Source organism: Actinomadura oligospora ATCC 43269 (assembly GCF_000518265.1).
Taxonomy (GTDB): Bacteria; Actinomycetota; Actinomycetes; order Streptosporangiales; family Streptosporangiaceae; genus Spirillospora; species Spirillospora oligospora.
Genome location: NZ_JADG01000021.1, coordinates 1 through 23,208, shown reverse-complemented (window position 1 = coordinate 23,208; position 23,208 = coordinate 1). Strand labels below are relative to the sequence as shown.

At 72.9% G+C, this 23,208-nt stretch carries 20 protein-coding genes; 14 read left to right on the top strand and 6 right to left on the bottom strand.

Annotation, left to right across the window (positions count from 1 at the left end; genetic code table 11):
- Positions 1–26 precede the first annotated feature (26 nt).
- Genes P696_RS0128550 through P696_RS48765 form a run of 3 tightly spaced genes read left to right on the top strand, consistent with a single transcriptional unit; the run spans position 27 to position 2,865 of the window.
- On the top strand, positions 27–737 hold the full coding sequence (locus P696_RS0128550; RefSeq protein ID WP_034487499.1) for a 2OG-Fe dioxygenase family protein: 711 nt from the start codon (positions 27–29) through the stop codon (positions 735–737).
- The gene (locus P696_RS0128545) at positions 734–2,095 is read left to right on the top strand and encodes a diaminopimelate decarboxylase family protein (RefSeq protein WP_026414997.1); all 1,362 of its coding nucleotides are present in this window, start codon (positions 734–736) and stop codon (positions 2,093–2,095) included. The genes P696_RS0128550 and P696_RS0128545 overlap by 4 nt, the downstream gene beginning before the upstream one ends.
- Positions 2,092–2,865, top strand: coding sequence for a sulfotransferase-like domain-containing protein (locus tag P696_RS48765; protein WP_051468298.1), 774 nt, complete (start codon positions 2,092–2,094; stop codon positions 2,863–2,865). Before P696_RS0128545 ends, P696_RS48765 begins: the two co-directional genes overlap by 4 nt.
- Before the next feature lie 52 nt (positions 2,866–2,917).
- Here the strand turns inward: P696_RS48765 and P696_RS0128535 are convergent, their stop codons facing one another.
- From P696_RS0128535 to P696_RS0128525, 3 genes are all read right to left on the bottom strand, one after another.
- Positions 2,918–4,282, bottom strand: coding sequence for a glutamine synthetase family protein (locus P696_RS0128535; RefSeq protein WP_026414996.1), 1,365 nt, complete (start codon positions 4,280–4,282; stop codon positions 2,918–2,920).
- 118 nt (positions 4,283–4,400) lie between these two features.
- Positions 4,401–7,121 (bottom strand): ATP-binding protein, encoded by a 2,721-nt coding sequence (locus P696_RS58880; RefSeq protein ID WP_026414995.1) that lies wholly within the window; start codon positions 7,119–7,121, stop codon positions 4,401–4,403.
- Between the two features lie 66 nt (positions 7,122–7,187).
- On the bottom strand, positions 7,188–7,757 hold the full coding sequence (locus P696_RS0128525) for a TetR/AcrR family transcriptional regulator (RefSeq protein WP_026414994.1): 570 nt from the start codon (positions 7,755–7,757) through the stop codon (positions 7,188–7,190).
- A gap of 77 nt (positions 7,758–7,834) precedes the next feature.
- On the opposite strand from P696_RS0128525, the gene P696_RS0128520 reads away from it, so the two are divergent.
- Both P696_RS0128520 and P696_RS0128515 read left to right on the top strand, forming a co-directional pair.
- Positions 7,835–8,779, top strand: coding sequence for a TIGR03620 family F420-dependent LLM class oxidoreductase (locus P696_RS0128520; protein ID WP_026414993.1), 945 nt, complete (start codon positions 7,835–7,837; stop codon positions 8,777–8,779).
- A gap of 248 nt (positions 8,780–9,027) precedes the next feature.
- Positions 9,028–10,644 (top strand): ABC-F family ATP-binding cassette domain-containing protein, encoded by a 1,617-nt coding sequence (locus P696_RS0128515; protein ID WP_026414992.1) that lies wholly within the window; start codon positions 9,028–9,030, stop codon positions 10,642–10,644.
- Between the two features lie 89 nt (positions 10,645–10,733).
- Here P696_RS0128515 and P696_RS0128510 read toward each other — a convergent pair whose 3' ends face one another.
- The 3 genes from P696_RS0128510 to P696_RS0128500 are packed head-to-tail and all read right to left on the bottom strand — an operon-like array spanning position 10,734 to position 13,092.
- Complete coding sequence (locus tag P696_RS0128510) at positions 10,734–11,588, bottom strand: ABC transporter permease (RefSeq protein ID WP_026414991.1); 855 nt, start codon at positions 11,586–11,588, stop codon at positions 10,734–10,736.
- The gene (locus P696_RS0128505; protein ID WP_084338306.1) at positions 11,585–12,604 is read right to left on the bottom strand and encodes an ABC transporter ATP-binding protein; all 1,020 of its coding nucleotides are present in this window, start codon (positions 12,602–12,604) and stop codon (positions 11,585–11,587) included. The genes P696_RS0128510 and P696_RS0128505 overlap by 4 nt, the downstream gene beginning before the upstream one ends.
- Complete coding sequence (locus tag P696_RS0128500) at positions 12,598–13,092, bottom strand: MarR family winged helix-turn-helix transcriptional regulator (protein WP_034487495.1); 495 nt, start codon at positions 13,090–13,092, stop codon at positions 12,598–12,600. Before P696_RS0128500 ends, P696_RS0128505 begins: the two co-directional genes overlap by 7 nt.
- A gap of 160 nt (positions 13,093–13,252) precedes the next feature.
- Here P696_RS0128500 and argC point away from each other — a divergent pair, with 160 nt between their 5' ends.
- The 9 genes from argC (at position 13,253) to tyrS (ending at position 22,762) form a co-directional block, all read left to right on the top strand.
- Positions 13,253–14,281, top strand: a complete 1,029-nt coding sequence (gene argC, locus P696_RS0128495; RefSeq protein ID WP_026414988.1) for an N-acetyl-gamma-glutamyl-phosphate reductase — start codon at positions 13,253–13,255, stop codon at positions 14,279–14,281.
- The gene (gene argJ / locus P696_RS0128490) at positions 14,278–15,432 is read left to right on the top strand and encodes a bifunctional glutamate N-acetyltransferase/amino-acid acetyltransferase ArgJ (RefSeq protein ID WP_026414987.1); all 1,155 of its coding nucleotides are present in this window, start codon (positions 14,278–14,280) and stop codon (positions 15,430–15,432) included. The genes argC and argJ overlap by 4 nt, the downstream gene beginning before the upstream one ends.
- Positions 15,433–15,455: 23 nt before the next feature.
- Entirely contained in the window at positions 15,456–16,397 is a 942-nt protein-coding gene (argB, locus tag P696_RS0128485; protein WP_026414986.1) for an acetylglutamate kinase, read from the top strand.
- Positions 16,394–17,608, top strand: a complete 1,215-nt coding sequence (locus P696_RS0128480) for an acetylornithine transaminase (protein ID WP_026414985.1) — start codon at positions 16,394–16,396, stop codon at positions 17,606–17,608. The genes argB and P696_RS0128480 overlap by 4 nt, the downstream gene beginning before the upstream one ends.
- On the top strand, positions 17,605–18,525 hold the full coding sequence (gene argF / locus P696_RS0128475) for an ornithine carbamoyltransferase (protein ID WP_026414984.1): 921 nt from the start codon (positions 17,605–17,607) through the stop codon (positions 18,523–18,525). Before P696_RS0128480 ends, argF begins: the two co-directional genes overlap by 4 nt.
- Before the next feature lie 8 nt (positions 18,526–18,533).
- Entirely contained in the window at positions 18,534–19,037 is a 504-nt protein-coding gene (locus tag P696_RS0128470) for an arginine repressor (protein ID WP_034487524.1), read from the top strand.
- 119 nt (positions 19,038–19,156) lie between these two features.
- Positions 19,157–20,575 carry an argininosuccinate lyase gene (argH, locus tag P696_RS0128465; protein WP_026414982.1) on the top strand — a complete coding sequence of 473 codons (1,419 nt, stop codon included), beginning with the start codon at positions 19,157–19,159 and terminating at the stop codon, positions 20,573–20,575.
- 145 nt (positions 20,576–20,720) lie between these two features.
- The gene (locus P696_RS0128460; RefSeq protein ID WP_026414981.1) at positions 20,721–21,350 is read left to right on the top strand and encodes a DNA-3-methyladenine glycosylase; all 630 of its coding nucleotides are present in this window, start codon (positions 20,721–20,723) and stop codon (positions 21,348–21,350) included.
- A gap of 134 nt (positions 21,351–21,484) precedes the next feature.
- Complete coding sequence (gene tyrS, locus P696_RS0128455; RefSeq protein WP_026414980.1) at positions 21,485–22,762, top strand: tyrosine--tRNA ligase; 1,278 nt, start codon at positions 21,485–21,487, stop codon at positions 22,760–22,762.
- Positions 22,763–23,208: the final 446 nt, after the last annotated feature.

Sequence of the window (23,208 nt, the reverse complement as noted above, 5' to 3'; positions counted from 1 at the left end):
CTCCAAGGGAGACAAGGAGTACGCGAGTGAACCCCTCCACCCACGCCGGAGACAATTACCAGGTCATCGAGATTCCGGAGCCGAGCACGGAGATCCGGACCGAGTTCGCCCGCCTTCCCCTGGATCGCTTCGCCGGAGGAGAACAGCGCTACCGGCGCTTCTCCCAGTACAGGATCACCTGGGACGAGGCCGCGGACGCGTGGGCGCTCGAACTGCTGGAGCACCGTCCGTTCCTGCAGTCCCCGGAGGTCAACTCCTACGTCGGCGGGGTCCAGCGCGACTTCGAGCCCCTGCGGATCGACCCCACCGCGCAGATCGACGCGGGAGCCAAGGCGCTCGGACTGGACGCGGGCGACGCGTGGCAGATCAACGTCCACCAGTGCAGGGTCGTCGCCAACGCCGAGGTGCGCGGCGTGTCGGTGCCCGAGGGCCCCCATCGCGACGGCCACGAGTTCGGCATGCTCGCCGTCTTCGCGCGCGAGAACATCGACGGCGGGGAGAACCAGCTCATCCCCACCGGGGGCGGTGAGCCGTTCTTCACCGTCACGCTCCAGCCGAACCAGGCGCTGGTGTACGACGACGCCGCGATGTGGCACCACGCCACCGACATCGTCCCGCGCGACGACTCGGGCGGTCATCGCGACCTGTGGATCGTCGCCTTCAACCGGTGGGCGAACCGCAAGTACGGCCCCGACTTCGAGCGCGCGGCCACCGCGACCGGTGAGGGCCGCCGGTGACGGCGTCCGAAGGGGTCCTGCCCGGCTTCGGCGACCTCGACCTCAGGACGCTGGGGGGCCGGTTCGGCACCCCGCTGTACGTGGTGTCGCTCGACCGCCTCCGCGAGGACGCCGCCAGGCTCGCGACGGCGCTGGAACCGGCCGGGGTGCGGCTGCTGTACTCGCTGAAGACGAACTACCTGCCCGCCGTCGTCGCGACGCTGGCGGACGAGGGCCTGGGCGTGGACGTCGTGTCCGGCTACGAGCTCCGCGCCGCCCTGGAGTGCGGGCTGCCCGGGGAGCGGATCGTGTTCAACGGGCCGGTGAAGACCGAGGAGGAGCTGGCCCAGGCGGTGCGGCACGGGGTCTTCGTCAACGTCGACGGTGTCGAGGAGATCGCCGTCCTGGCCCGGCTCGCCGCCGAGCGCGGGGACGGGCCGCTGCCGGTCGGCCTGCGGGTGTACCCGCCGCACAACGTGTACGCCGAGCCGGGCGGGCCGGTCGGGCGCGCGGTGCCGTCCAAGTTCGGCTGGCCGATCGCGGACGGCGCCGCCGACGAGATCGCCGGGAAGATCATGGCCGAGCCGATGCTGCGGCTGACCGGCGTCCACTGCCATCTCGGATCCCAGATCGTCCGGACCGGCAATCTGCTGGCGGCGCTCGAAGCCGTGTGCGCGTGGGCGGCGCGGCTGCGAACCCGTACGGAGTTGACCGTCCTCAACGTCGGCGGCGGATTCGGCGTGGAGGGCATTCATCGCCTTCCGGGCGCGGTCGCCTCGCTGAGCGAGGTGCGGGCGTGCCGTCCGGACGGGGCGCCGGTGTCCCGGCGGCCACGGTTCGACGTCGCGCTGTTCGCCCGGGGACTGGCCGAGACGCTGCGCCGTCACCACCTCGACGACCTCGCGGTGTTCGCCGAGCCCGGCCGCGCGCTGGTGTCGGCGGCGGCCGTCCTGCTGACGCGGGTGATCGGCAAGAAGGACCTCGGCGTCCACCGCTGGGTCCTGCTGGACGGAGGGCTCAGCCTGTTGCCGACCGCCGGTGTCGCCGAGGAGCACCGGTTCACGCCACTCGTCTCGGAGGCCGGAGCTTCGCGGCCGTGCCTGGTCGGCGGGCCGCTCTGCTACGAGGGCGACGTCTTCGGCGTCGGCATCGACCTGCCGGAGACCCTCGAGACCGGCGACTACGTGGTGGTGCAGGACGCCGGCGCCTACGGGTTCTCGCGCGCCACCAGCTTCAACAGGCTTCGTCCGGCGACGGTGACGATCTCGGCCGGGGTCGCCGAGCTCGCCTGGCGGGCCGAGACCTACGAGGACCTGATGAGCCCGGCGACGCCGGTTCGCGTGGCCCGTCCGGACGTCCGAGGGAGGGGCGCCCGGTGACCGACGGCGCGGCACGGTCCGCGGTGGCGCTGTGGGCGGTGCCCCGCTCGGTCTCCACCGCGCTGGAGAAGAGCCTGTCGCAGCATCCGGACGTCGGGCCCGTCCACGAGCCGTTCACCGACTGCTACTACTTCAGCGAGCGGCGCCGGAGCGGCCGGTACGGCGACCAGCCGCACAAGCTGTCGTACGGGATGACCGACGTGGACGCGCAGCTCCAGGCGGTGACCGTGCCGGTCCCGCTGATCAAGGACCTGTGCTTCCAGGCCGAGCCGTACGTGACCGACGACCGCCTCGCCGCCTGGAGCAACGTCTTCGTGGTCCGCCACCCGGCCCGGGTGTGGCTGTCGCTCAGCCGCCTCAAGCCCGACTTCACCGAGGACGAGTTCGGCTTCACCGCGCTGGACCGGATGTGGGGCCGGGTGGTCGGGGACCTCGGACTCCCCGGCCGGATCGTGGAGGGCGACCGCTTCCGGCGGCACACCAGGGCCGTCCTGCACGACCTGTGCCACTGGCTGGGCCTGGGGTTCGACGGCCGCATGACGAGCTGGGCGGACGGCAGGATCAGGCCGTGGTCACCGGACGAGTGCGAGTCCCAGAGGAAGTGGCACCGCGTCCTGGAGGGCAGTCGCGGCGTGCTGCCGCCCGACCCCGAGCTTCCGCCGGACTGGGAGCTGGCCGAGCCGGATCCGCCGCGCAGGTTGATCTACCACCGGGCGCTCGAGATCCACGACAAGATCATGAGCCTCGGCCAGGTGGCCGGAGCGGCCTGACCCGACGGCGCGGGTCAGTGGATCCAGGCTGGTCCGCGAGCCGATGCCGCGGTCAGTGGATCCAGCGGGTCCGGGCGACGACCTCCTCCTCGCCCGCGCCGTCGAACAGGGCGGCCTCGCCCCGGCGGACGAGGCAGATCGTCCTGACCATCGCCTCTCCGAGCGCCTCCTCCAGGGCGTCGTCGCTCTCCAGCGCCCGGACGGCCTCCTCCAGCGAGGACGGGAGCGCCGCGATCCCGTGTTCCGGGCCCAGCTTCGCCGGGTTGACGTCGACGGGCTCGGGGAGCACCGCCTTCTCGCCGAGTCCGGCGTGACCGGCGGCGAGCACTCCGGCCATCACCAGGTAGGGGTTGGCGGCACCGTCGAAGCTCTTGATCTCGAAGTTCGCCGCGCGGGCGCCGTCCCCGGCGGCCCCGGTCACGAGCCGGAGCGCCGCCTCGCGGTTCTCCCATCCCCAGCAGGCGAACGCGCCCGCCCAGTGGAACGGGATCAGCCGCAGGTAGCTGGCCGCCGAGGGCGCGCCGATCGCCAGGAGCGCGGGCAGCCGCGACAGGACGCCGGCGGCGAAGCTCTCGCCGGGCTGCGTGAGGCCGTACCGGCCGTCGCCTCCGGCCATCAGGTTGAGGCCGTCCCGCCAGAGGCTGATGTGGACGTGCGCGCCGTTGCCGACGCCGTCGGCGAGGACCATCGGGGCGAACGTCGCGCGCAGGCCGTGACGGTGGCTGACCGCGCGGATCGTCTCGCGCACCAGGACCACGGTGTCGGCGGCGGCGACCGGATCGGAGGCCGCGACCGAGATCTCGTACTGCCCCGAGGCGTACTCGGGATGGATCTGGTCCACGGCGACACCCGACGCGGTCACGGCGTCCAGCACGTCCCGCAGGTAGTCCGCCTGCTCCATGAGGCGGGTCATCCCGTAAGCGGGGCCGGAGCACGCCGGGACGAACTCGTCACCGTGGCCGGCGGAGAGCGCCCACTCGATCTCGAACGAGGCGCGCACGCCGTAGCCGTCGGCGGCGAGGCGCTCGACGGCGCGACGCGCCAGGCCACGGCCGTCGTGCGGATGCCGTTCGCCGTCCAGGCCGTACCGGTCGGCGGGCGCCCAGGCCCATCCCGGCAGCGCGGCCAGCACCGCCAGCCTGTCGGCGTCGGGGTGCATGCGCAGGTCGCCCACCGGACCGGCGGCGAAGCGTCCCTTCAGGATCGAGTCGTCCACCATGCAGAAGTCGAAGGCGGGCGACATGCCGACCCCCCAGGCGGCGGCGTGCTCCAGCCGGCTGGACGGCACCGCCTTGACCCTGGTGACGCCGCTGGTGTCGACCCAGGTGACGGCGACGGCGCTCACTCCGCGAGCGGCGAGTTCCTCGGCCGCGCGACGTCCCGCCTGGGCACGTCGTGTTCGTTCCGCCTCGTCCATGAACCGACCTCACCGGGCACCTCGCCGATACCGACACCCTCGCCTATACCCCGGCCGATCCCGCGCCGACCGTCCCGGCCCGGCAGCGGGCGCTCGCGGTGGTCACAGGAGGCGGACGTCACAGGAGGCCGCGGTCGCGGGCGACGGCCACGGCCTCGCCCCGGGAGGACACCTCGAGCTTGGCCATCAGGTTGGAGACGTGAACGCTGGCGGTCTTGGGGGAGATGAACAGCTCCGCGGCGATCTCCTTGTTGGAACGGCCCCGGGCGAGGAGGCGGAGGACCTCGGACTCGCGGGCGGTGAGCGTGCCCCTGGGGGAGCCCGCCAGTCCCGCGCGGCGGGCGCGTTCGGAGATCTGGCGGCGGAGCGGGGCGGCGCCCAGGTCCGCGGCGATCGCGTCGGCGCGGTGCAGGCGGTCGGCGGCTTGTCCGCGGGCCCCGGCGGACAGGTCCGCGCATGCCGCGTCGAAGAGGGACCGGGCCAGGGAGTAGGGGTGGTTCAGGCGTTCCCAGATCTCGATCGCGGTGTCCCAGCCGGACGCGTCGCCGCTGCGGGCGGCGACCGACGCGGCGTGCGCGGTGCCGATCGCGCCCTCGACCGGCGCGTCCGCGATCGCCTCGGGCGGGGCGAGGACGCCCGCGCGGGCGGCGGCGGCGAGGAGCGGCCAGGCGAAGATGGGCTGGAGGGTCAGGTCGGGGTGGGCCAGGGCGGTCTCGGCGACGGCGCGCGCGGCGGGACGGTCGTCCTCGGACAGCCGCAGGTCGATGAGCGCCTGCGCGAGCGGCAGGGACGTCTGCGGGTAGCCGGAGCCGACGGGTTCGGCGAGGGCGATGGGGTCAGGTTCGGGGCCGGTGCCCGTCGCGGCGCGGAGCGCGGCGGCCCAGATGCCGAGCTGGATGCGCATCGCCGGGTTGTGGTGGCGGTCGAGGGCTCGGCGGAGGTGCCCGGCTGCCTCGTCCCAGCGTCCGAGCCGGAACAGGGCTTCGATCCGGTTGTTGACCAGGGCGAGGCCCGCGCTGTGGGTGAGGCCGGTCCGCTCGGCGAGCGCCAGGCCCTCGTCGACCATCGCCAGCGCGTCCGCGGACCGTCCGGCGCCCTCGTAGGAGTGGGACAGGTGGGTGAACACCCGGACGCGCGCCTCGTCGTTCAGGTCCGCCGAGCGGAGCCGTTCGAGCGGGCGGACGTCGCCGAGCCCGTCGAGGGCGGCGGCGGACGCGACGGTGACGCGCAGGGCGTCCACGGCCGGATGCCCGCCGAGCTCGCCGGCCAGGTCCAGGCCCTCCCGGCCGATCCGTCCGGCGGAGGCCAGGTCGCCGCGCACCGACAGCCGCCCGCTGAGCTGGGTGAGCGCCCACACGCGCTGCGGGGTGGGACGCGATGCCAGCCGCTCGGCCTCGCGGTAGTCGTCCAGGTCGTCGCTCTGCCCGGCGAAGCCGCGGAACGTGCCGCGCAGGCAGAGCAGCTCGGAGATCTCGTCGGGGTCCTCGGCGCGTTCCAGCAGCGTCCGGACGGTCCGCATGCCGTACTCGAAGTCGGCGGTCGTGATGGCCACCCGCGCGGAGGTCCGCATGACCTCCGCGCGGCCGGCGCCGATCCGGGCCTCGGCGTCGGGGACGCGGTCCCACAGGTCCAGGACGCGTTCCAGCAGCGTCAGGCACTCGGCGTAGGCGGCGGCGCGGGCGCGCTCGCCGGACGCGTGCCAGGCGGCCTCCAGCGCCCGGGCGTGGTCGCCGCACGCGTGCCAGTGGACGGCCAGCGCGCTGGTCGGGGCCTCGGCCAGAGACGGGTCGCGTTCGATCGCCTCGGCGTAACGGCGGTGCAGCCGGGCGCGCTCGCCGGGCAGCAGGTCCAGGTGGACGGCCTCGCGGATCAGCGCGTGCCGGAAGGCGTACCCCTCCTCGTCGGCGACCAGCAGGCCGCGGTCGACCGCCGGACGCAGCGCCTCCTCAAGCCCGCGGTCATCGGCGGAGGCGGTGAGCAGGCCGTGGCCGACCCGGTCTCCGGCGGCGCTCGCGACACGGACCGCGGTGCGGGTGTTGTCCGGGAGCGTCCGGAACCGGGTCAGCAGCAGGTCGCGCAGCGAGCCGGGCACCGCCTCGCCGGGGTTCTCCGCGAGGGCCTCGATGAACAGCGGGTTGCCGCCGCCGCGCGCGTGGACGTCCCGGATCATCGCCGGGGCGGCGCCGCCGAGCAGCGCGCGGACCTGGGCGGCGACCTCGTGGCGGGTGAGGGGCGGCAGGTCCAGCCGGGTCACGTGCGGGAGCCGCGCCAGCTCGGCGAACAGCGTGCCCGACTCCGGCTCGTCCGGGCGGAAGATCTCGTCCGCGCGGAAGGTGACGATGAGCAGCACCTTCGCGGGCACGGGGTTGCGCACCAGGAACGCGAGCAGGTCGCGGGTGGAGCGGTCGGCCCAGTGCGCGTCCTCCACGACCAGGACGACCGGTTCGTCCGCGCCGAGCCGCTCGGTGAGCCCGAGGACGTGCTCGAACAGGCGCACCTGCCCGGAGCCCTCGTCGGGCGCGGCGTCGCCGAGCGCGGGCAGGAGCCGGGCCAGCTCGCGCCGGGCGGCCGGGGACGTCAGCCCGGTGACGGCGTCGGGGCCGAGGCGCCGCAGCATCGCGGTGAACGGCGCGTACGGCAGGCTCGCCGCGCCGAGGTCCAGGCAGCCGCCGACCAGGGCGCGACGGTCCCGGACGAACTCCTCCACCAGCCGCGACTTGCCGCCACCGGCCTCGGCCGCGACCAGCACGACGGTCATCTCGCTCTGCTCCGCGCGCGCGTGGGCGGCGCGCAGCGCGGCGAGCTCGGTGGTGCGTCCGACGAAAACCCTGCTCCTCACCGGACAAGCATGTCGAGGTTTGGGGGAGATCGTCCACTGGCTATCGCGGGCCGTCGGCGCCGGCCGCTATCGCGTGCGGAGCCCGTCGACGACGTAGGTGAAGAGCCGGTCGTGCAGGGAGGTGTCGCCGGGGGACTGCTCGGCTGCGGTGGCGACCATGCCCGCCAGGTACAACACGTCGTGAGGCTGCGCGTCCGGACGCACCTTCCCGGCTTCCTGCGCGCGCACGAGTAGCGCTCGCCCGCCCGCGCGCATGCCGTGGCACGACACGTACAGGTCGGACGTCTCGTCCTGGAGCGCGGCCATCATCGCCTGCGCGAGGCCGTGGTAGACGGCCGTGCCCGAGGCGATGCGGTGCAGCCAGGCGACCAGCGCCCCGAACGGGTCGTCCGCGCCGAGCAGCTCCTCGGCGTAGGCGCGCAGGCCGTCGAACCGGTCGCGCAGCAGCGCCTCGAGCAGCGCCTCCCGGGTGGGGAAGTGCCGGTACAGGGTGCCGATCCCGACGCCCGCGCGGCGCGCGACCTCCTCCAGCGACGCGTCCGTGCCCTGTTCGGAGACCACCGCCCTGGCCTCGGCGAGCAGGCGCTCGTAGTTGCGGCGCGCGTCGGCGCGCATGGGCCGTCCCTGGTTCGGCACGCTTCCACCTCTTGTCAATCGGAGGACACCTCCGCTTAAATGGAGGGCCCCTCAGCTTACTGTCTACGGAGGTGTCCATGATGGACGTGGAAACGGTGCGCGAGACCCGGCGGCGACTCGGACGCGTCGGAGTGTGGCTCAACAAGCAGGTGTACGGCCCGACCTCGGCGGCCGAGGAGATGCGCGAGGTCGCCCGGATCGAGGCCCTCGGCTACGGATCGGTCTGGACGGGTGAGACCGTCGGCGGCAAGGACGCCTTCGCCCAGCACGCCCTCTACCTCGCCGCGACCGAGAACCTGGTCGTCGGCACCGGCATCGCCAACGTGTGGGCGCGGCACGGCGGCACCGCGCACGGCGGCTCCGCAACGCTCGCGGACGCCTACCCGGGCCGTTTCGTCTTCGGTCTCGGCGCGGGGCATCCGTTCCAGGCGCAGGCCGCGGGGGCGACCGAGTGGAAGCCGCTGAAGAAGATGCGCGCCTACCTGGACGAGATGGACGCCGGGACCCCCATGCCGCCCGGAATCCCGAGCCGTTCACTCATCTCCGAGGTGCCGTATCCGCGCGTGCTCGCCGCGATCAACCCGCGCATGCTCGACCTCGCGCGCGACCGCGCGGACGGTGTCCACACCTTCTTCGTCCCGGTCGCGCACACCGCCGACGCGCGGCGCGTCCTCGGCCCCGACAAACTGGTGATTCCGCAGGTCAGCGCCCTACTGGAGCCGGACCCGGACGCGGCCCGCGCGACCCTCCGCGGCCTGGCGGGCCACGGCCTGGCGATCCCCGCCTACGCGCGGAACCTGGAGCGGCTGGGCTTCGCCGCGGACGAGCTCGAGACGGCGGCCGACCGCGTGCTCGACGCCGTCTACGCGCACGGCGACGAAGGGGCGATCGCGCGGCGGGTCGCCGAGCATCTGGACGCCGGGGCCGACCACGTGCTGATCACGCCGTCCGCCGGAAGCATGTCCGGCATGGTCGACCTCCTGGAACGCCTCGCGCCCGCCCTTCTCAAAGAAACTCACTAATGCGACTTGTGTTGCATTAGTGTTCCGGCTAGTCTGGTTCGCGTCACAACGTCGTCCGGCAGGGGAGTCCCTTGGAGATCTGAGGTCGCAGGCACCGCGCAGTCGCCTCGCCCGTCAACGGGCTCGAGGACGCGCAGCGATCTCAGCGGACTTCCCGGCCGGGCTTTTCCATGCCCGCGCGCGATGCGCGACGGCCGCGGTGCCTCCATGTGTCCCGCTCATCACCAGACACGTTCATGGAGGCCCTCATGTCATTCGCCATCGTCTGCTCCGACCTCTCGTTCGCCTGGCAGGACGGCACGGTCGTCCTCGACGGCCTGGACGCCGCGTTCGGCGCCGGCCGCACCGGCCTGATCGGCGTCAACGGCTCCGGCAAGTCGACACTGCTGAGGCTGGCCGCCGGAGAGCTGCGCCCGGCGTCCGGGTCGGTGTCGGTGCGCGGCCGGGTCGGCTACCTGCCGCAGTCGCTGCCGCTCGGCACCGCCCGGACGGTCGCCGACCTTCTCGGGATCTCCGAGGCCCGCGCCGCGCTGCACGCCATCGAGCGCGGCGAGGCCACCGAGGAGAACTTCACCGCGGTCGGCGACGACTGGGACGTCGAGGAGCGCGCCCGCGCCGAACTCGACCGGCTCGGCCTGCGCCACCTGGACCTCGACCGGACGGTCGGGACGCTGTCCGGCGGCGAGACCGTCCTGGTCGGGCTGGCGGCGCTGCTGCTCGCCCGCCCGGACGTGCTCCTGCTGGACGAGCCGACCAACAACCTCGACGTCGACGCCCGCCGCCGCCTCCACGACGCGGTGGACGCCTGGACCGGGGTGCTGGTCGTGGTCAGCCACGACCGCGAGCTGCTCGACCGCGTCGACGAGATCGCCGACCTGCGCGACGGCCGGGTCCGCACGTTCGGCGGCAACCTCACCGCCTACGAGGAGCTCCTCGAGGTGGAGCGCGAGGCCGCCGAACGGATGGTCCGCACGGCCGAGAGCGACGTGCGGAAGCAGAAGCGCGAGCTGGTCGAGGCGCACACCAAACTGGCGCGGCGCGTCCGGTACGGCCACAAGATGTACGAGCAGAAACGCGAGCCGAGGGCGGTGATGAAGCTGCGCAAACGCCAGCAGCAGGTGTCGGCGGGCAAGCACCGCCAGCTGCACGAGGACCGCCTCGAAGGCGCGCGCGACCGGCTCGCCGAGGCCGAGGAGCTGGTCCGCGACGACACCGAGATCAGGATCGAACTGCCCGCGACGCACGTTCCCGCGGGCCGGACGGTCCTGACCGTCGGCGGCCTGAACGCGCCCGAGCCCGTCCCGGGGACGCTGGACGAGCTGATCGTCCGCGGTCCCGAGCGGATCGCGCTGGTCGGTCCGAACGGCTCGGGCAAGACGACCCTCCTACGCTCCCTGATGGGGGAGCGCACCGGAGAGGGAGTCGAGGTGAAGGTGGGCGTGGACGGCGTCCGGTACCTGCCGCAGCGCCTGGACGTGCTGGACGACGGCCTGAGCGTGCTGGACAACGTCCGCGCGGTCGCGCCGGACGCGCCGGTCCAGGCCGTCCGCGCGGGTCTGGCCCGGTTCCTGTTCCGAGGCGACCGGGCCGAACGCCCGGCCGGGACGCTCAGCGGCGGCGAGCGGTTCCGCGCCGTGCTGGCGTCGCTGCTGCTGGCCGAGCCCGCCCCGCGGCTCCTGCTGCTGGACGAGCCGACCAACAACCTCGACCTGGCCGCCGTCCGGCAACTCGGCCAGGCCCTCGACGCCTACGAGGGCGCTCTGGTCGTGGTGAGCCACGACCTGTCGTTCCTGCGCGGCCTCGGGATCACCCGCTGGCTGCGCCTGGACCGCGCCGAGGGCCTGACCGAGACCGACCCCATGTAGGCGAGGCGCGCCGTCCACGCGCGGGGCACCCCACGCGTGGACGGCGCGCACATGGACCAGGGGACGGAACGCCCGCCGCGTCCCGCGCACTACTGCAGGACGCGGCGGGTGAACGTCCGCGTGGCGAGCCAGCCGAGCAGGACGGTCCCGGCGAGCAGGACGCCGAGGTACGCCCACGCCGACATGTGCGCGACCTGCGGGGTGAGCGCGGCGCGCAGCCCCTCGTTCACGTACACCATCGGGTTGGCCAGCACGAGGATCTGCAGCCAGCGGATGTGGTCCATCGCCGCCCACGGGTAGTACACGCAGCCGAGCATCGACATCGGCAGCAGGACCAGCGCGAACAGCATCTGCACCTTCTGCGGGTCCATGAGCGTGCCGAGCCACAGGCCGCCCGCGGCCGACATCGCCGCCCCGAGCACCAGCACGAGGACGAGCGTCGCCCAGTTGCCCACGTGGACCTGCGGGCCCTCGCCCGAGGCGTGCACGAACAGCACGCACGGGAAGACCAGCAGCCCGCCGATGAGCGCCTGCAGCCCGGCCGCGGTGATCTTCTGGACGGCCAGCATCGGCACCGACAGCGGCGCGAGCGCCCGGTCGGTGATCGACCGCTGCCAGTTCAGCTCCATCATCAGCGGGAAGATCACCGCCATCATCCCCTGCATCACCACGGCCGACCCGACCAGGCCGGGCACGAGGACGGTGGAGAAGGTGGCGCCGCCCCCGGCGGCCGTCATCGCGCCCGTCCCGGCGCCGCCGATCTTCGGCAGCACGTAGGAGAACACGAACACGAACATCAGCGGCTGGATCAGCACCCGGGCGAACGTGGCGACGAAGTTCTTGCGCAGCACCCGCATCTCGCGGGCCATCATCGCCAGGAAGGTGCGCGGCAGCGTGGGCCGCACGGCGGGCGCGGCGCTCGCGGCCGAGGTCACGGCGGTCATTCGCGGTACTCCCGTCCGGTCAGGGTGAGGAAGGCCGACTCCAGGCTGGGCCGGAGCTGGGAGGCGTCGGTGACGCCGGTCCCGGCGGACGTGCCGATCGCGACGAGCTCGCCGAGCAGGCCGTCGGAGGACTGCGCGAACACGCGCACCTGGTCGCCCACGACCTCGACCTTGGTGACGCCGTCGCGGTCGCGGAGCTTGGCCACGCCGTCCGGGACGGGCCCGTCGTAGGCGACCGTGATGACCGTGTCGGCCCCGGCGGAAGCCTTGAGGTCGTCCACGGTGCCGCTGGCCAGGACCCGGCCGTGGTCGATGACCGCGACGCGCTCGCACAGCGCCTCGGCCTCCTCCATGTAGTGCGTGGTCAGGAGGATGGTCTGGCCCTCGCGCTGCAGCTCGCGCAGTACGTCCCACAGGTTGACGCGGGTCTGCGGGTCGAGGCCGGCGGTCGGCTCGTCCAGGAACAGCACCTCGGGACGGTGCACCAGGGCGCGGCAGATCATCAGCCGCTTGGCCTGCCCGCCGGACATCTCGAACGGCTTGCCCTTGCGCCGGTCGGTGAGGTTGAACATCTCCATCAGCTCGTCCGCGCGGCGGCGCGCGTCGCGGGCCGACAGCCCGAAGTAGCGGCCCCGGAACTCCAGGTTCTCCAGGGCGTTCAGCTCGTTGTCCAGGGTGTTGCCCTGGGACACCATGCCGATGCGGCGCTTCACCTCCACCGGGTCCCTGGCGACGTCGAAACCGCAGACGACGGCCCGTCCGGACGTCGGGACGACCAGGGACGTCAGCATCCCGATCGTGGTGGACTTCCCGGCGCCGTTCGGCCCGAGCAGGCCGTAGAACCCGCCGTGCGCGATCGACAGGTCGATCCCGCGGACGGCCTCCACGTCGCCGCCGGGGCCCTTGTAGGTCTTGTGCAGGTCGACGGTCCGGACGGCGGCCCGGATCTCGTCGATCGGTGGTTCGGCGGGAAGGCGGTCCGTGGCGGACCGCTCCGCGGTGGGTCTGTCTAGCACTCCCGGTCTCCCTTCGAGTACTCCTCGAACCGGTCGATCATGCTGAGCAGGAATCGGCGGACGGCCGGCTCGTCCTCGGGCGGCACCACGTCGTAGAGCGCGTTCATGTCGGCGCCGATGCCGGGCCCGACCTCGGCGAGCAGCGCCTCGCCCGCCTCGGTGGCGTGCAGCAGGACGGCGCGCCGGTCGTCCGGGTGGCGGCGGCGTTCGACGTAGCCGTCGCGTTCGAGCGTGTTGACGACCGAGGTGAGCGTCGCCGGGGTCACCCCGAGTCCCCGCGCCGCGTCGCCCGCGCGCAGGCCCTCCGGGTGGGCGCGGAGCACGTGGAGCAGGAAGAACCCGGCCGGGGTCATCCCGTGCCGCTCCACGATCCGCCACATGACGGGGCCCCCGAGCCGCATCGCGGCGCCGAACAGCCGGCCGATCGGCCACTCCTCGGGCGGGCCCAGGAAGCCCAGGCTCCCGAAGCCCAACTTCTCGGTGTCCATGACGACATTGTTAGCCAACATACTGTTAGCCGTCAAATCATTAGATGCCTAAGTAGTGCTGTCGGACGTCTCACATCGTGGGAGGTCCGGCGGCGCGGTGTTGAATAATCATCCACTCCAGTGCATACTTTTGCTCATTGCGTCGGAAGGGCAGTGAGAGATGGGAATCCGAGCGGCGGTCGCCGGTGCCAGCGGGTACGCGGGCGGCGAGATCCTTCGTGTGCTGGCGGGACATCCGGAATTCGAGATCCGAACCGTGACGGCGGGCTCCAACGCGGGCCGCCGCCTGGGGGAGCACCAGCCCCACCTGCGATCCCTGGCGGACCGCGTCCTCGACCCGACCAGCCCGGCGACCCTCGCCGGCCACGACGTCGTCTTCCTCGCGCTCCCGCACGGCGAGTCCGGCCCCATCGCGCGGCTGCTCGGCGACGAGACCCTCGTGGTGGACTGCGGCGCCGACTTCCGCCTGACCGACCCGGACGAGTGGGACTCCTTCTACGGCTCCCCGCACGCGGGCACCTGGCCCTACGGCCTCCCGGAACTCCCCGGCCAGCGCGAACTCCTCCGCCAGGCGAACCGGATCGCCGTCCCCGGCTGCTACCCGACCTCGGTCGCCCTGGCCATGTACCCGGCCATGATGACCGGCCTCGCCGAACCCGACGTCGTGGTCGTCGCCGCGTCCGGGACGTCCGGCGCGGGCAAGGGCCTGAAGACCCACCTGCTCGGCAGCGAGGTCATGGGCTCGGTCAGCGCCTACGGCGTCGGCGGCGTCCACCGGCACACCCCCGAGATGGCGCAGAGCCTGTCGGCCGTCGCGGGCGAGCCGGTCACCGTGTCGTTCACCCCGACCCTCGCCCCGATGAGCCGCGGCATCCTCGCCACCTGTACCGCCAAGGCCCGGCCCGGCCTCACCGCGGCGCGGCTGCGCGACGCCTACGCCGCCGCCTACGACGGCGAGCCGTTCGTCGAGCTGCTGCCCGAGGGGCAGTGGCCCGCCACGGCGATGACCACCGGCGCGAACACCGCGCTCGTCCAGGTCGCGCTCGACGAGCGCGCCGGACGGATCGTCGCGGTCGCCGCCATCGACAACCTCACCAAGGGCACCGCCGGTGGCGCCGTGCAGAGCGCCAACCTCGCCCTCGGTCTCCCCGAAACCCTCGGCCTCACCACGATCGGAGTCGCACCGTGAGCGTCACCGCCCCCCAAGGATTCCGCGCCGCAGGCGTCAGCGCCGGACTCAAGGCCAACGGCGGACGCGACGTCGCCCTCGTCGTCAACGAGGGGCCGTCCCGCGCCGCCGCCGCCGTCTTCACCGGCAACCGGGTGAAGGCCGCCCCCGTGATCTGGTCCGAGCAGGTGATCAAGGGCGGGCGGCTGCGCGCGGTGGTGCTGAACTCCGGCGGGGCCAACGCCTGCACCGGCCCGGACGGCTTCGCCGACACGCACGCCACCGCCGAGCGCGTCGCGGACCTGCTGTCGGACTCGGCGGGCGAGGTCATGGTCTGCTCCACCGGCCTCATCGGCACCCGGCTCGACATGGACGCCCTGCTGCCCGGCGTCGAGGCCGCCGCCGCCGAGCTGTCGCGCGGGGACGGCGGGCTCGCCGCCGCCGACGCGATCCGCACCACCGACACCGTCGCCAAGATCGCCTTCCGGCAGGGCGACGGCTACATGATCGGCGGCATGGCCAAGGGCGCGGGCATGCTCGCGCCGTCCCTGGCGACCATGCTGTGCGTCGTCACCACCGACGCCGACCTGCCCGCCGGGGCCCTGGACCGCGCGCTGCGCACCGCCACCGGCGCGACCCTGGACCGGCTCGACGCCGACGGCTGCATGTCCACCAACGACACCGTCGTGATCATGGCGTCCGGCGCGAGCGGCGTCACCCCGGACGTGGCCGCCTTCACCGACCTGCTCGTCGACCTGTGCGCCGACCTCACCCGGCAGATGCTCGTCGACGCCGAGGGCGCGTCCAAGGCCATCGCCGTCGAGGTGGTCGGCGCGGCCAGCGAGGCCGACGCGGTCACCGTCGGACGCACCGTCGCCCGCAACAACCTGCTCAAGTGCGCCATCCACGGCGAGGACCCCAACTGGGGCCGGGTGCTGGCGGCGGTCGGCACCACCGACGCCGTCTTCGAGCCCGACGAGCTGAACGTCGCGATCAACGGCGTCTGGGTCTGCCGCAACGGCTCGTTCGGCGACGACCGGGACAAGGTCGACCTGCGCCCCCGCGACGTCACCATCACCGTGGACCTGTCCGCGGGCCCGCACAGCGCCACCGTCTGGACGACCGACCTCACGGCCGACTACGTCCACGAGAACTCGGCGTACAGCTCATGAGCGCCCTGATCTCCGGGGAGCGGATGCGGCGGCGGCGCGAGGCCGTCCTGCCGAAGGCGAGCACGCTGATCGACGCGCTGCCCTGGCTCGGGCGCTTCCACGGCAAGACCGTCGTCATCAAGTACGGCGGCCACGCCATGACCGACGAGGCCCTGCGGCACCAGTTCGCCGAGGACGTCGTCTTCCTGCGCTACGCCGGCCTGCGGCCGGTCATCGTGCATGGCGGCGGCCCCCAGATCAACGCCGCGCTCGCCACCCACGGCATCGAGTCGTCCTTCACCGCCGGGCTGCGCGTCACCACGCCCGAGGCGATGGAGGTCGTCCGGATGGTGCTGGTCGGGCAGGTGCAGCGGGACGTCGTCGGGCTCATCAACCGGCACGGCGCGTTCGCGGTCGGGATGTCCGGCGAGGACGCCAACCTGTTCACCGCCGAGCGCAAGCACGCCTTCGTGGACGGCGCGCAGGTCGACATCGGCCAGGTCGGCGAGATCGTCGAGGTCCAGGTCGGCGCGGTCAGGGCCATGCTGAACGACGGGCGCGTCCCGGTCGTGTCCAGCGTCGCGCGCGGCGACAACGGCGAGGTCTACAACGTCAACGCCGACACCGCCGCGTCCGCGCTCGCCGTCGCGCTCGACGCGGCCAAGCTGGTCGTCCTCACCGACGTGGAGGGCCTGTACGCCGACTGGCCCGCGTCCGACGACGTCATCGACCGGCTGACCACCGACGAGCTGGCGGCGCTGCTGCCGGACCTGTCGGCGGGCATGGTCCCCAAGATGGAGGCGTGCCTGGCGGCGGTGCGCGGCGGCGTCCCGCAGGCCCACGTCCTGGACGGACGGGGCCCGCACGCGCTGCTGCTGGAGATCTTCACCGAAGAGGGCATCGGGACGATGGTCACGCCCGGCATTCCGGGCGGGCCCGTCACGATCGAGGAAGAACCGGCGGCGCCGGAGGGAGAACCCGCGTGACCACCCCCCACAACGACGACCTGAGGAAGCGGTACGAGACCGCGTTCATGCCGAACTACGGCGTCCCGCCCCTCGCGCTCGCGCGCGGCGAGGGCTGCACCGTCTGGGACGCCGACGGCAACGCCTACCTCGACCTGGTCGGCGGCATCGCCGTCACCTCCCTCGGCCACGCCCACCCCGCGCTCGTCGCCGCCGTGACCCAGCAGGTCACCAGGATCGCCCACACGTCCAACCTGTACGTGAACGAACCGGAGATCCTGCTCGCCGAGAAGCTGCGCGAGCTGCTCGGCGGCGACGGACGGGTCTTCCTCGCCAACAGCGGCACCGAGGCCAACGAGGCCGCGCTGAAGCTCGCCATCAAGTACGGCAGGACGCACGGCAGGACCTACTTCGTCGCCACCGAGGACGGCTTCCACGGCCGCAGCCTCGGCGCGCTCTCCCTCACCGGCAAGCAGGCGATCCGCGAGCCGTTCGGGCCGTTCGCGCTGGACGTCCGGTTCGTCCCGTACGGTGACGCGGAGGCGCTCAAGGCCGCCGTCACCGAGGACTGCGCCGCCGTCTTCCTGGAGCCCACGCAGGGCGAGGCCGGGGTCGTCCCGCCGCCGCCCGGCTACCTCGCCGCCGCCCGCGAGATCTGCACCGCCAACGGCGCGCTCTACGTCGGCGACGAGATCCAGTCCGCGATCGGCCGCACCGGCGCGTGGTTCGCCTTCCAGCACGAAGGCGCCCGCCCCGACATCCTCACCCTCGCCAAGGGCCTCGGCGGCGGCCTGCCGATCGGCGCGGTCGTCGCGTTCGGCGAGCACGGCGACATCTTCGCCAAGGGCGACCACGGCAGCACCTTCGGCGGCAACCCCGTCGCCGCGGCCGCCGCCCTCGCCGTCCTGACCACCCTGGAGGCCGACGGCCTGCTCGCCAACGCCGCCGAGGTCGGAGCCGTCCTCACGGGCGGCATCGCCGCCATCGACCACCCGCTGCTCGCGGGCGTCCGGGGCCGCGGCCTGTGGCAGGCGATCGTCCTGGCCGCCCCCGTGTCCGGGGCCGTCCAGGACGCCGCGCTCGCCGCCGGATTCCTGGTCAACGCCCTCCGCCCGGACGCCGTCCGCCTCGCCCCGCCGCTCACCCTCACCGCCGCGCAGGCCCGCGGCTTCGTGGACGCCCTGCCCGCCATCCTCGACCAGGCCGCCCAGACGCAGGAGACCCCCCAGTGACCGTCCGGCACTTCCTCCGCGACGACGACCTGACCCCCGCCGAGCAGGCCCAGGTCCTCGATCTCGCCGCCGTCATGAAGAAGGACCGCTTCGCCCACAAGCCCCTCGCCGGGCCCCGGACGGTCGCGGTCCTGTTCGACAAGTCCTCCACCCGCACCCGCGTCTCCTTCGCCGTCGGCATCGCCGAACTCGGCGGGAACCCCCTCGTCCTCGACACCGGCAACAGCCAGATGGGACGCGGCGAGTCGATCGCCGACAGCGCCCGCGTCCTCGAACGGCAGGCCGCCGCGATCGTCTGGCGCACCGGCGACCAGCCCCGCGTCGAGGAGATGGCGGACGGCACGACCGTCCCCGTCGTCAACGCCCTGACCGACCAGTTCCACCCCTGCCAGGTCCTCGCCGACCTGCAGACCGTCCGCGAGCACAAGGGCGACCTCGCCGGACTCACCCTCGCCTACTTCGGCGACGGCGCGAACAACATGGCGCACTCCTACCTGCTCGGCTGCGCCACCGCGGGCATGCACGTCCGGATCGCCGCGCCCGCGTCCCTCCCGCCCGACCCCGCGGTGGTCGCGCGCGCCGAGGAGATCGTCGCCACGACCGGCGGATCGGTTCTGGTCACCGCCGACCCCGCCGAGGCCGCGACCGGAACCGACGTTCTCGCGACCGACACATGGGTGTCCATGGGCCAGGAAGGGAAGGACACCGGCCTCTACGAACCGTATTCTGTGGACGAGGCGCTGCTCACGCACGCCGCGCCCGACGCGGTCGTGCTGCACTGCCTTCCCGCCTACCGCGGCAAGGAGGTCTCCGCCGCCGTCCTGGACGGCCCGCAGAGCGTGGTCTGGGACGAGGCCGAAAACCGTCTGCACGCGCAGAAGGCCCTGCTCACCTGGCTACTGGAGAACACTGCGTGACCACACCGATGACCAAGGCCGCCCGGCACGCCCGGGTGATCGAACTGCTGTCCCGGCACCCCGTCCACTCCCAGGGCGAGCTCGCCAAACTCCTGGCGGACGCGGGCGTCGAGGTCACCCAGGCCACCCTGTCCCGGGACCTGGTGGAGATCGGCGCGGTGAAACTGCGCGCCGAGGACGGCAGCCTGATCTACGCCGTGCCGGGGGAGGGGGGCGAGCGCATCCGCCGCGTCCCCACCGGCGCCGCCGAGACCTTCGACGGCCGCCTCACCCGGCTCGCCGCCGAACTGCTCGTCTCGGCGGAGGCGTCGGCCAACCTGGTCATCGTCCGCACCCCGCCCGGCGCGGCCCAGTACCTCGCCTCGGCCATCGACCACGCCGAATGGCCGTCCGTCCTCGGCACGGTCGCGGGCGACGACTCCATCCTCGTCATCTCCCGCGACCCCGCCGGCGGACGGGAGCTCGCCGAGGCCCTGCTCCGCCTCCCCGGCGGACGCGAACGACGAAGCTAGCCCGGCGCCGGACACCGGCGCGGGGTTCCGGCGTGGGACTTGGCGCAACCGCGCCGCCACGCGACCAGAGTGCAGTGAGAACAGACAACCGACAGCGGTCAACAAAAGAGGATCTACCAGTGACGAAGGCACCGACCCGACTGTGGGGCGGCAGGTTCGAAGGCGGCCCGTCGGACGCGCTCGCGCGGCTCTCGGTGAGCGTCCAGTTCGACTGGCGGCTCGCCCCCTACGACCTGATGGGCTCGCGCGCGCACGCCCGCGTGCTCAACCGCGCAGGCCTGCTCACGGGCGAGGAACTCGACCGGATGCTCGGCGCCCTCGACGACCTCGAGGAGGCGTGCAAGAACGGCGAGTTCCGTCCGACCGTCGCCGACGAGGACGTGCACACCGCCCTCGAACGCGGCCTGCTCGAACGCCTCGGCGCGCTCGGCGGCAAGCTGCGCGCCGGCCGCTCCCGCAACGACCAGGTCGCCACCGACCTGCGCCTCTACCTGCGCGACCACGCCCGCCAGATCGTGTCCCGCCTGGTCGAGCTGGAGACCGCGCTGATCGCGCAGGCCGAGCACAACCTCGGCGTCGCCGCGCCCGGCATGACCCACCTCCAGCACGCCCAGCCCGTGCTGTTCTCCCACCAGCTGCTCGCCCACGTGCAGCCGCTCACCCGCGACATCTCCCGCATGCTCGACTGGGACAGGCGCACCGCCGTGTCCCCGCTCGGCTCGGGCGCGCTCGCCGGATCATCCCTGCCGCTCGACCCGCAGGCCACCGCCGCCGAACTCGGCTTCGACTCCGCCGCGCCCAACTCCATGGACGCGGTGTCCGACCGCGACTTCGTCGCCGAGTTCCTCTTCGTCACCGCGCTGATCGGCGTCCACCTGTCCCGGCTCGGCGAGGAGATCTGCCTCTGGGCCTCCCAGGAGTTCCGCTGGATCGAGATGGACGACACCTACGCCACCGGGTCGTCGATCATGCCGCAGAAGAAGAACCCGGACGTCGCCGAGCTCGCCCGCGGCAAGGCGGGCCGCCTCATCGGCCACCTCGTCGGCCTGCTCACCACCCTCAAGGGCCTGCCGCTCACCTACAACCGCGACCTCCAGGAGGACAAGGAGGGCGCGTTCGACGCCGTCGAGACCCTCCTGACCGTCCTGCCCGCCATGTCCGGGCTGGTCGCGACCATGCGGGTCAACACCGAGCGGCTCGAGGCGCTCGCCCCCCAGGGCTACGCCCTGGCCACCGACCTCGCCGAGCTCCTGGTCCGGCGCGGCGTCGTCTTCCGCGACGCGCACGAGATCGTCGGCCACCTCGTCGTCTGGTGCCAGGTCAACGACAAGGACTTCGGCGACCTCACCGACGAGGAGCTCGCCAAGGTGTCCGAGCACCTCACCCCGGACGTCCGGGAGGTGCTGAACGTGCCGGGCGCGCTCGCGTCCCGCAAGGCGCACGGAGGCACCGCCCCCGACCGCGTCCGCGAGCAGCTGGACTCCCTGCGAGCCCAGGTCAACGAGCACGCCGCCTGGGCCTCCGGCAACGGCTCCTGAGCCCGCGGCGACGCCGTCCGGGCCTCCGGCACCGGCTGCCTGACACCGGTCCACGCCGTCCGGCGGCCCTCGGGACGATCGTCCTGCGGGCCGCCGGGCGGCCGGTACGGTGGAACCGGCCGAGCCGGACGACCAGGGTGAGGGAATGCACGGAGCACCACTGCCGCGGACCTTCTACGACGCCCCCGTGGAGTTCGTCGCTCCGCGCCTGCTCGGCAGCGTCCTCGTCCACACCACCGACGAGGGCACCGTCGCCGTCCGGCTCACCGAGGTCGAGGCCTACGCGGGCCCCCGCGACCCCGCCTCCCACGCCTTCCGGGGACGGACCGCCCGCAACGCCGTGATGTTCGGCCCGCCGGGCCACTCCTACGTGTACTTCACCTATGGCATGCATCACTGCGTCAACCTGGTCTGCGGCCCCGACGGCACCGCGTCCGGGATCCTCCTGCGCGCAGGGGAGATCATCGAAGGCCAGGACCTGGCCGCCGCCCGGCGGCCCCGCTCCTCGGCCCGTGACCTCGCCCGCGGCCCCGCCCGCCTCTGCAACGCCCTCGCCATCGCCCGCCCCGAGAACGGCCTGGACGTCTGCGACCCGGACGGCCCCCTGCGCGTCCTGGCCGGCGATCCGGTCGTCCCCACGTCCGTCCGCTCGGGCCCCCGCGTCGGCGTGAACGGCGGCAAGGACACCCCCTGGCGGTTCTGGATCGACGGTGACCCCACCGTCTCCGCCTACCGCCCCCACGTCCCGAGGCGCCGCGCCCCCGCGGCCCCCTGACCTGGGACGGGGCGCCACGACCCCACGCGGCGGCCGGAACCCCATCGGCCGTTGCCGAATATCGTTAGCCTGTGCAGCGTCCATCGGGAACGCTGTGGACGACAGACAAAAGCAAGCCGGAGACGAGGGAGACCGTGACCGACATCCTGGACGATCTCGCATGGCGCGACCTGATCGCGCAGTCCACCGACCTGAGTGAACTGCGGGCCTTGCTCGCCGCGGGGCCGGTCACGCTCTATTGCGGGTTCGATCCGACGGCGCCCTCGCTGCACCTCGGCAACCTCATCCAGATCCTCACCCTGCGCCGCTTCCAGAAGGCCGGGCACCGGCCCATCGGCCTGGTCGGCGGGGCCACCGGCCTCATCGGCGACCCCAGCGGCAAGAGCGCCGAACGCGTCCTCAACACCGAGGAGACCGTCGCGGCCTGGGTCGAGCGCATCCGCGGCCAGGTCTCCAGGTTCCTGGAGTTCGACGAGAGCCCGAGCGGCGCGACCATGGTCAGCAACCTCGACTGGACCGGCCCCATGTCGGTCATCGAGTTCCTGCGGGACATCGGCAAGCACTTCCCGGTCAACAAGATGCTCGCCCGCGAGACCGTCAAGGCGCGGCTCGAGTCGTCCGGGATGAGCTACACCGAGTTCAGCTACGTCCTGCTCCAGTCCATGGACTACCTGGAGCTGTACCGCCGCCACGGCTGCCTCCTCCAGACCGGCGGCAGCGACCAGTGGGGCAACCTCACCGCCGGGGTCGACCTGATCCGGCGCGTCGAGGGCGGCAGCGCGCACGCGCTCACCACCCCGCTGCTCACCAAGGCGGACGGCTCCAAGTTCGGCAAGACCGCCGGCGGCGAGACCTACTGGCTCGACCCCGAGCTGACCTCGCCGTACGCCTTCTACCAGTTCTGGATCAACGCCGACGACCGGGACATCGAGAACTACCTCAAGGTCTTCTCGTTCAAGCCCCGCGAGGAGATCGAGCAGCTGGTCAAGGACGGCGCGGAGCGCCCCGCCGCCCGCATCCCGCAGCGCGCGCTCGCCGAGGAGATGACCACCCTCGTCCACGGCGCGGACGAGACCGCCGCCGCCATCGCCGCCTCCAAGGCGCTGTTCGGCCAGGGCGAGCTCCGCGAGCTGGACGAGCGGACCCTCGCCGCGGCCCTGTCGGAGGTCCCGCGCACGGAGGTCGCCCCCGGCGACCTGCCGCCCGTCGCGGACCTGCTCGCCGCGTCCGGGCTGTGCAAGAGCAAGTCCGAGGCCCGGCGCGCGATCGCCCAGGGCGGCGCGTACGTGAACAACGCGAAGGTCGAGTCGGAGGACGCCGTCCCGTCCGCCGACGACCTCCTGCACGACCGCTTCCTGGTGCTGCGCCGCGGCAAGCGCAACATCGGCGGCGTGGAGATCGTCCGCTCCTGACCCGGACGAGAAGGCCCCGTCCGAGACCTCGGACGGGGCCTTCGGTATGCCCAGGGGAAAAGCTCGGTAGATTCACGTCACAGTGCGGTCACGGGAAACGCCGTCGCAACGCTCCAAGCCCCCTGTACGGGGGCGCTGAGCAGGCAAATTACGTTCCCGGGCGCCGATTTGACGGTGCCGCCGACCGGATCTAGTGTTCTACCTGCCCCGAGGGGAACGGGACGCCGGAGACGGCGGCCGACCTGAGGGGAACCCCCGGAACGACAGCGAAGGCCACGGCCTCCGATGACGCGTCGGTGGGTGCCTGAACCGGACGAAGTTGCACGAATCGGACGGATCGAGTAGATTAGCAGGGTTGCCCCGGAGCGAGGCCCGCGAGAGTGGGTCGAGCGCGGTGGGTGTCCGTTTCTTGAGAACTCAACAGCGTGTTAAAAGCCAGTGCCTTT

Coding starts and splice junctions, on each gene's coding strand:
- P696_RS0128535 (WP_026414996.1), bottom strand. CDS start 4,282: ATGGACGAGGCGGAACGAACACGACGTGCCCAGGCGGGACGTCGCGCG.
- P696_RS0128520 (WP_026414993.1), top strand. CDS start 7,835: ATGATGGACGTGGAAACGGTGCGCGAGACCCGGCGGCGACTCGGACGC.
- P696_RS0128515 (WP_026414992.1), top strand. CDS start 9,028: ATGTCATTCGCCATCGTCTGCTCCGACCTCTCGTTCGCCTGGCAGGAC.
- P696_RS0128510 (WP_026414991.1), bottom strand. CDS start 11,588: ATGACCGCCGTGACCTCGGCCGCGAGCGCCGCGCCCGCCGTGCGGCCC.
- P696_RS0128500 (WP_034487495.1), bottom strand. CDS start 13,092: ATGGACACCGAGAAGTTGGGCTTCGGGAGCCTGGGCTTCCTGGGCCCG.
- argC (WP_026414988.1), top strand. CDS start 13,253: ATGGGAATCCGAGCGGCGGTCGCCGGTGCCAGCGGGTACGCGGGCGGC.
- argB (WP_026414986.1), top strand. CDS start 15,456: ATGCGGCGGCGGCGCGAGGCCGTCCTGCCGAAGGCGAGCACGCTGATC.
- P696_RS0128470 (WP_034487524.1), top strand. CDS start 18,534: ATGACCAAGGCCGCCCGGCACGCCCGGGTGATCGAACTGCTGTCCCGG.
- P696_RS0128460 (WP_026414981.1), top strand. CDS start 20,721: ATGCACGGAGCACCACTGCCGCGGACCTTCTACGACGCCCCCGTGGAG.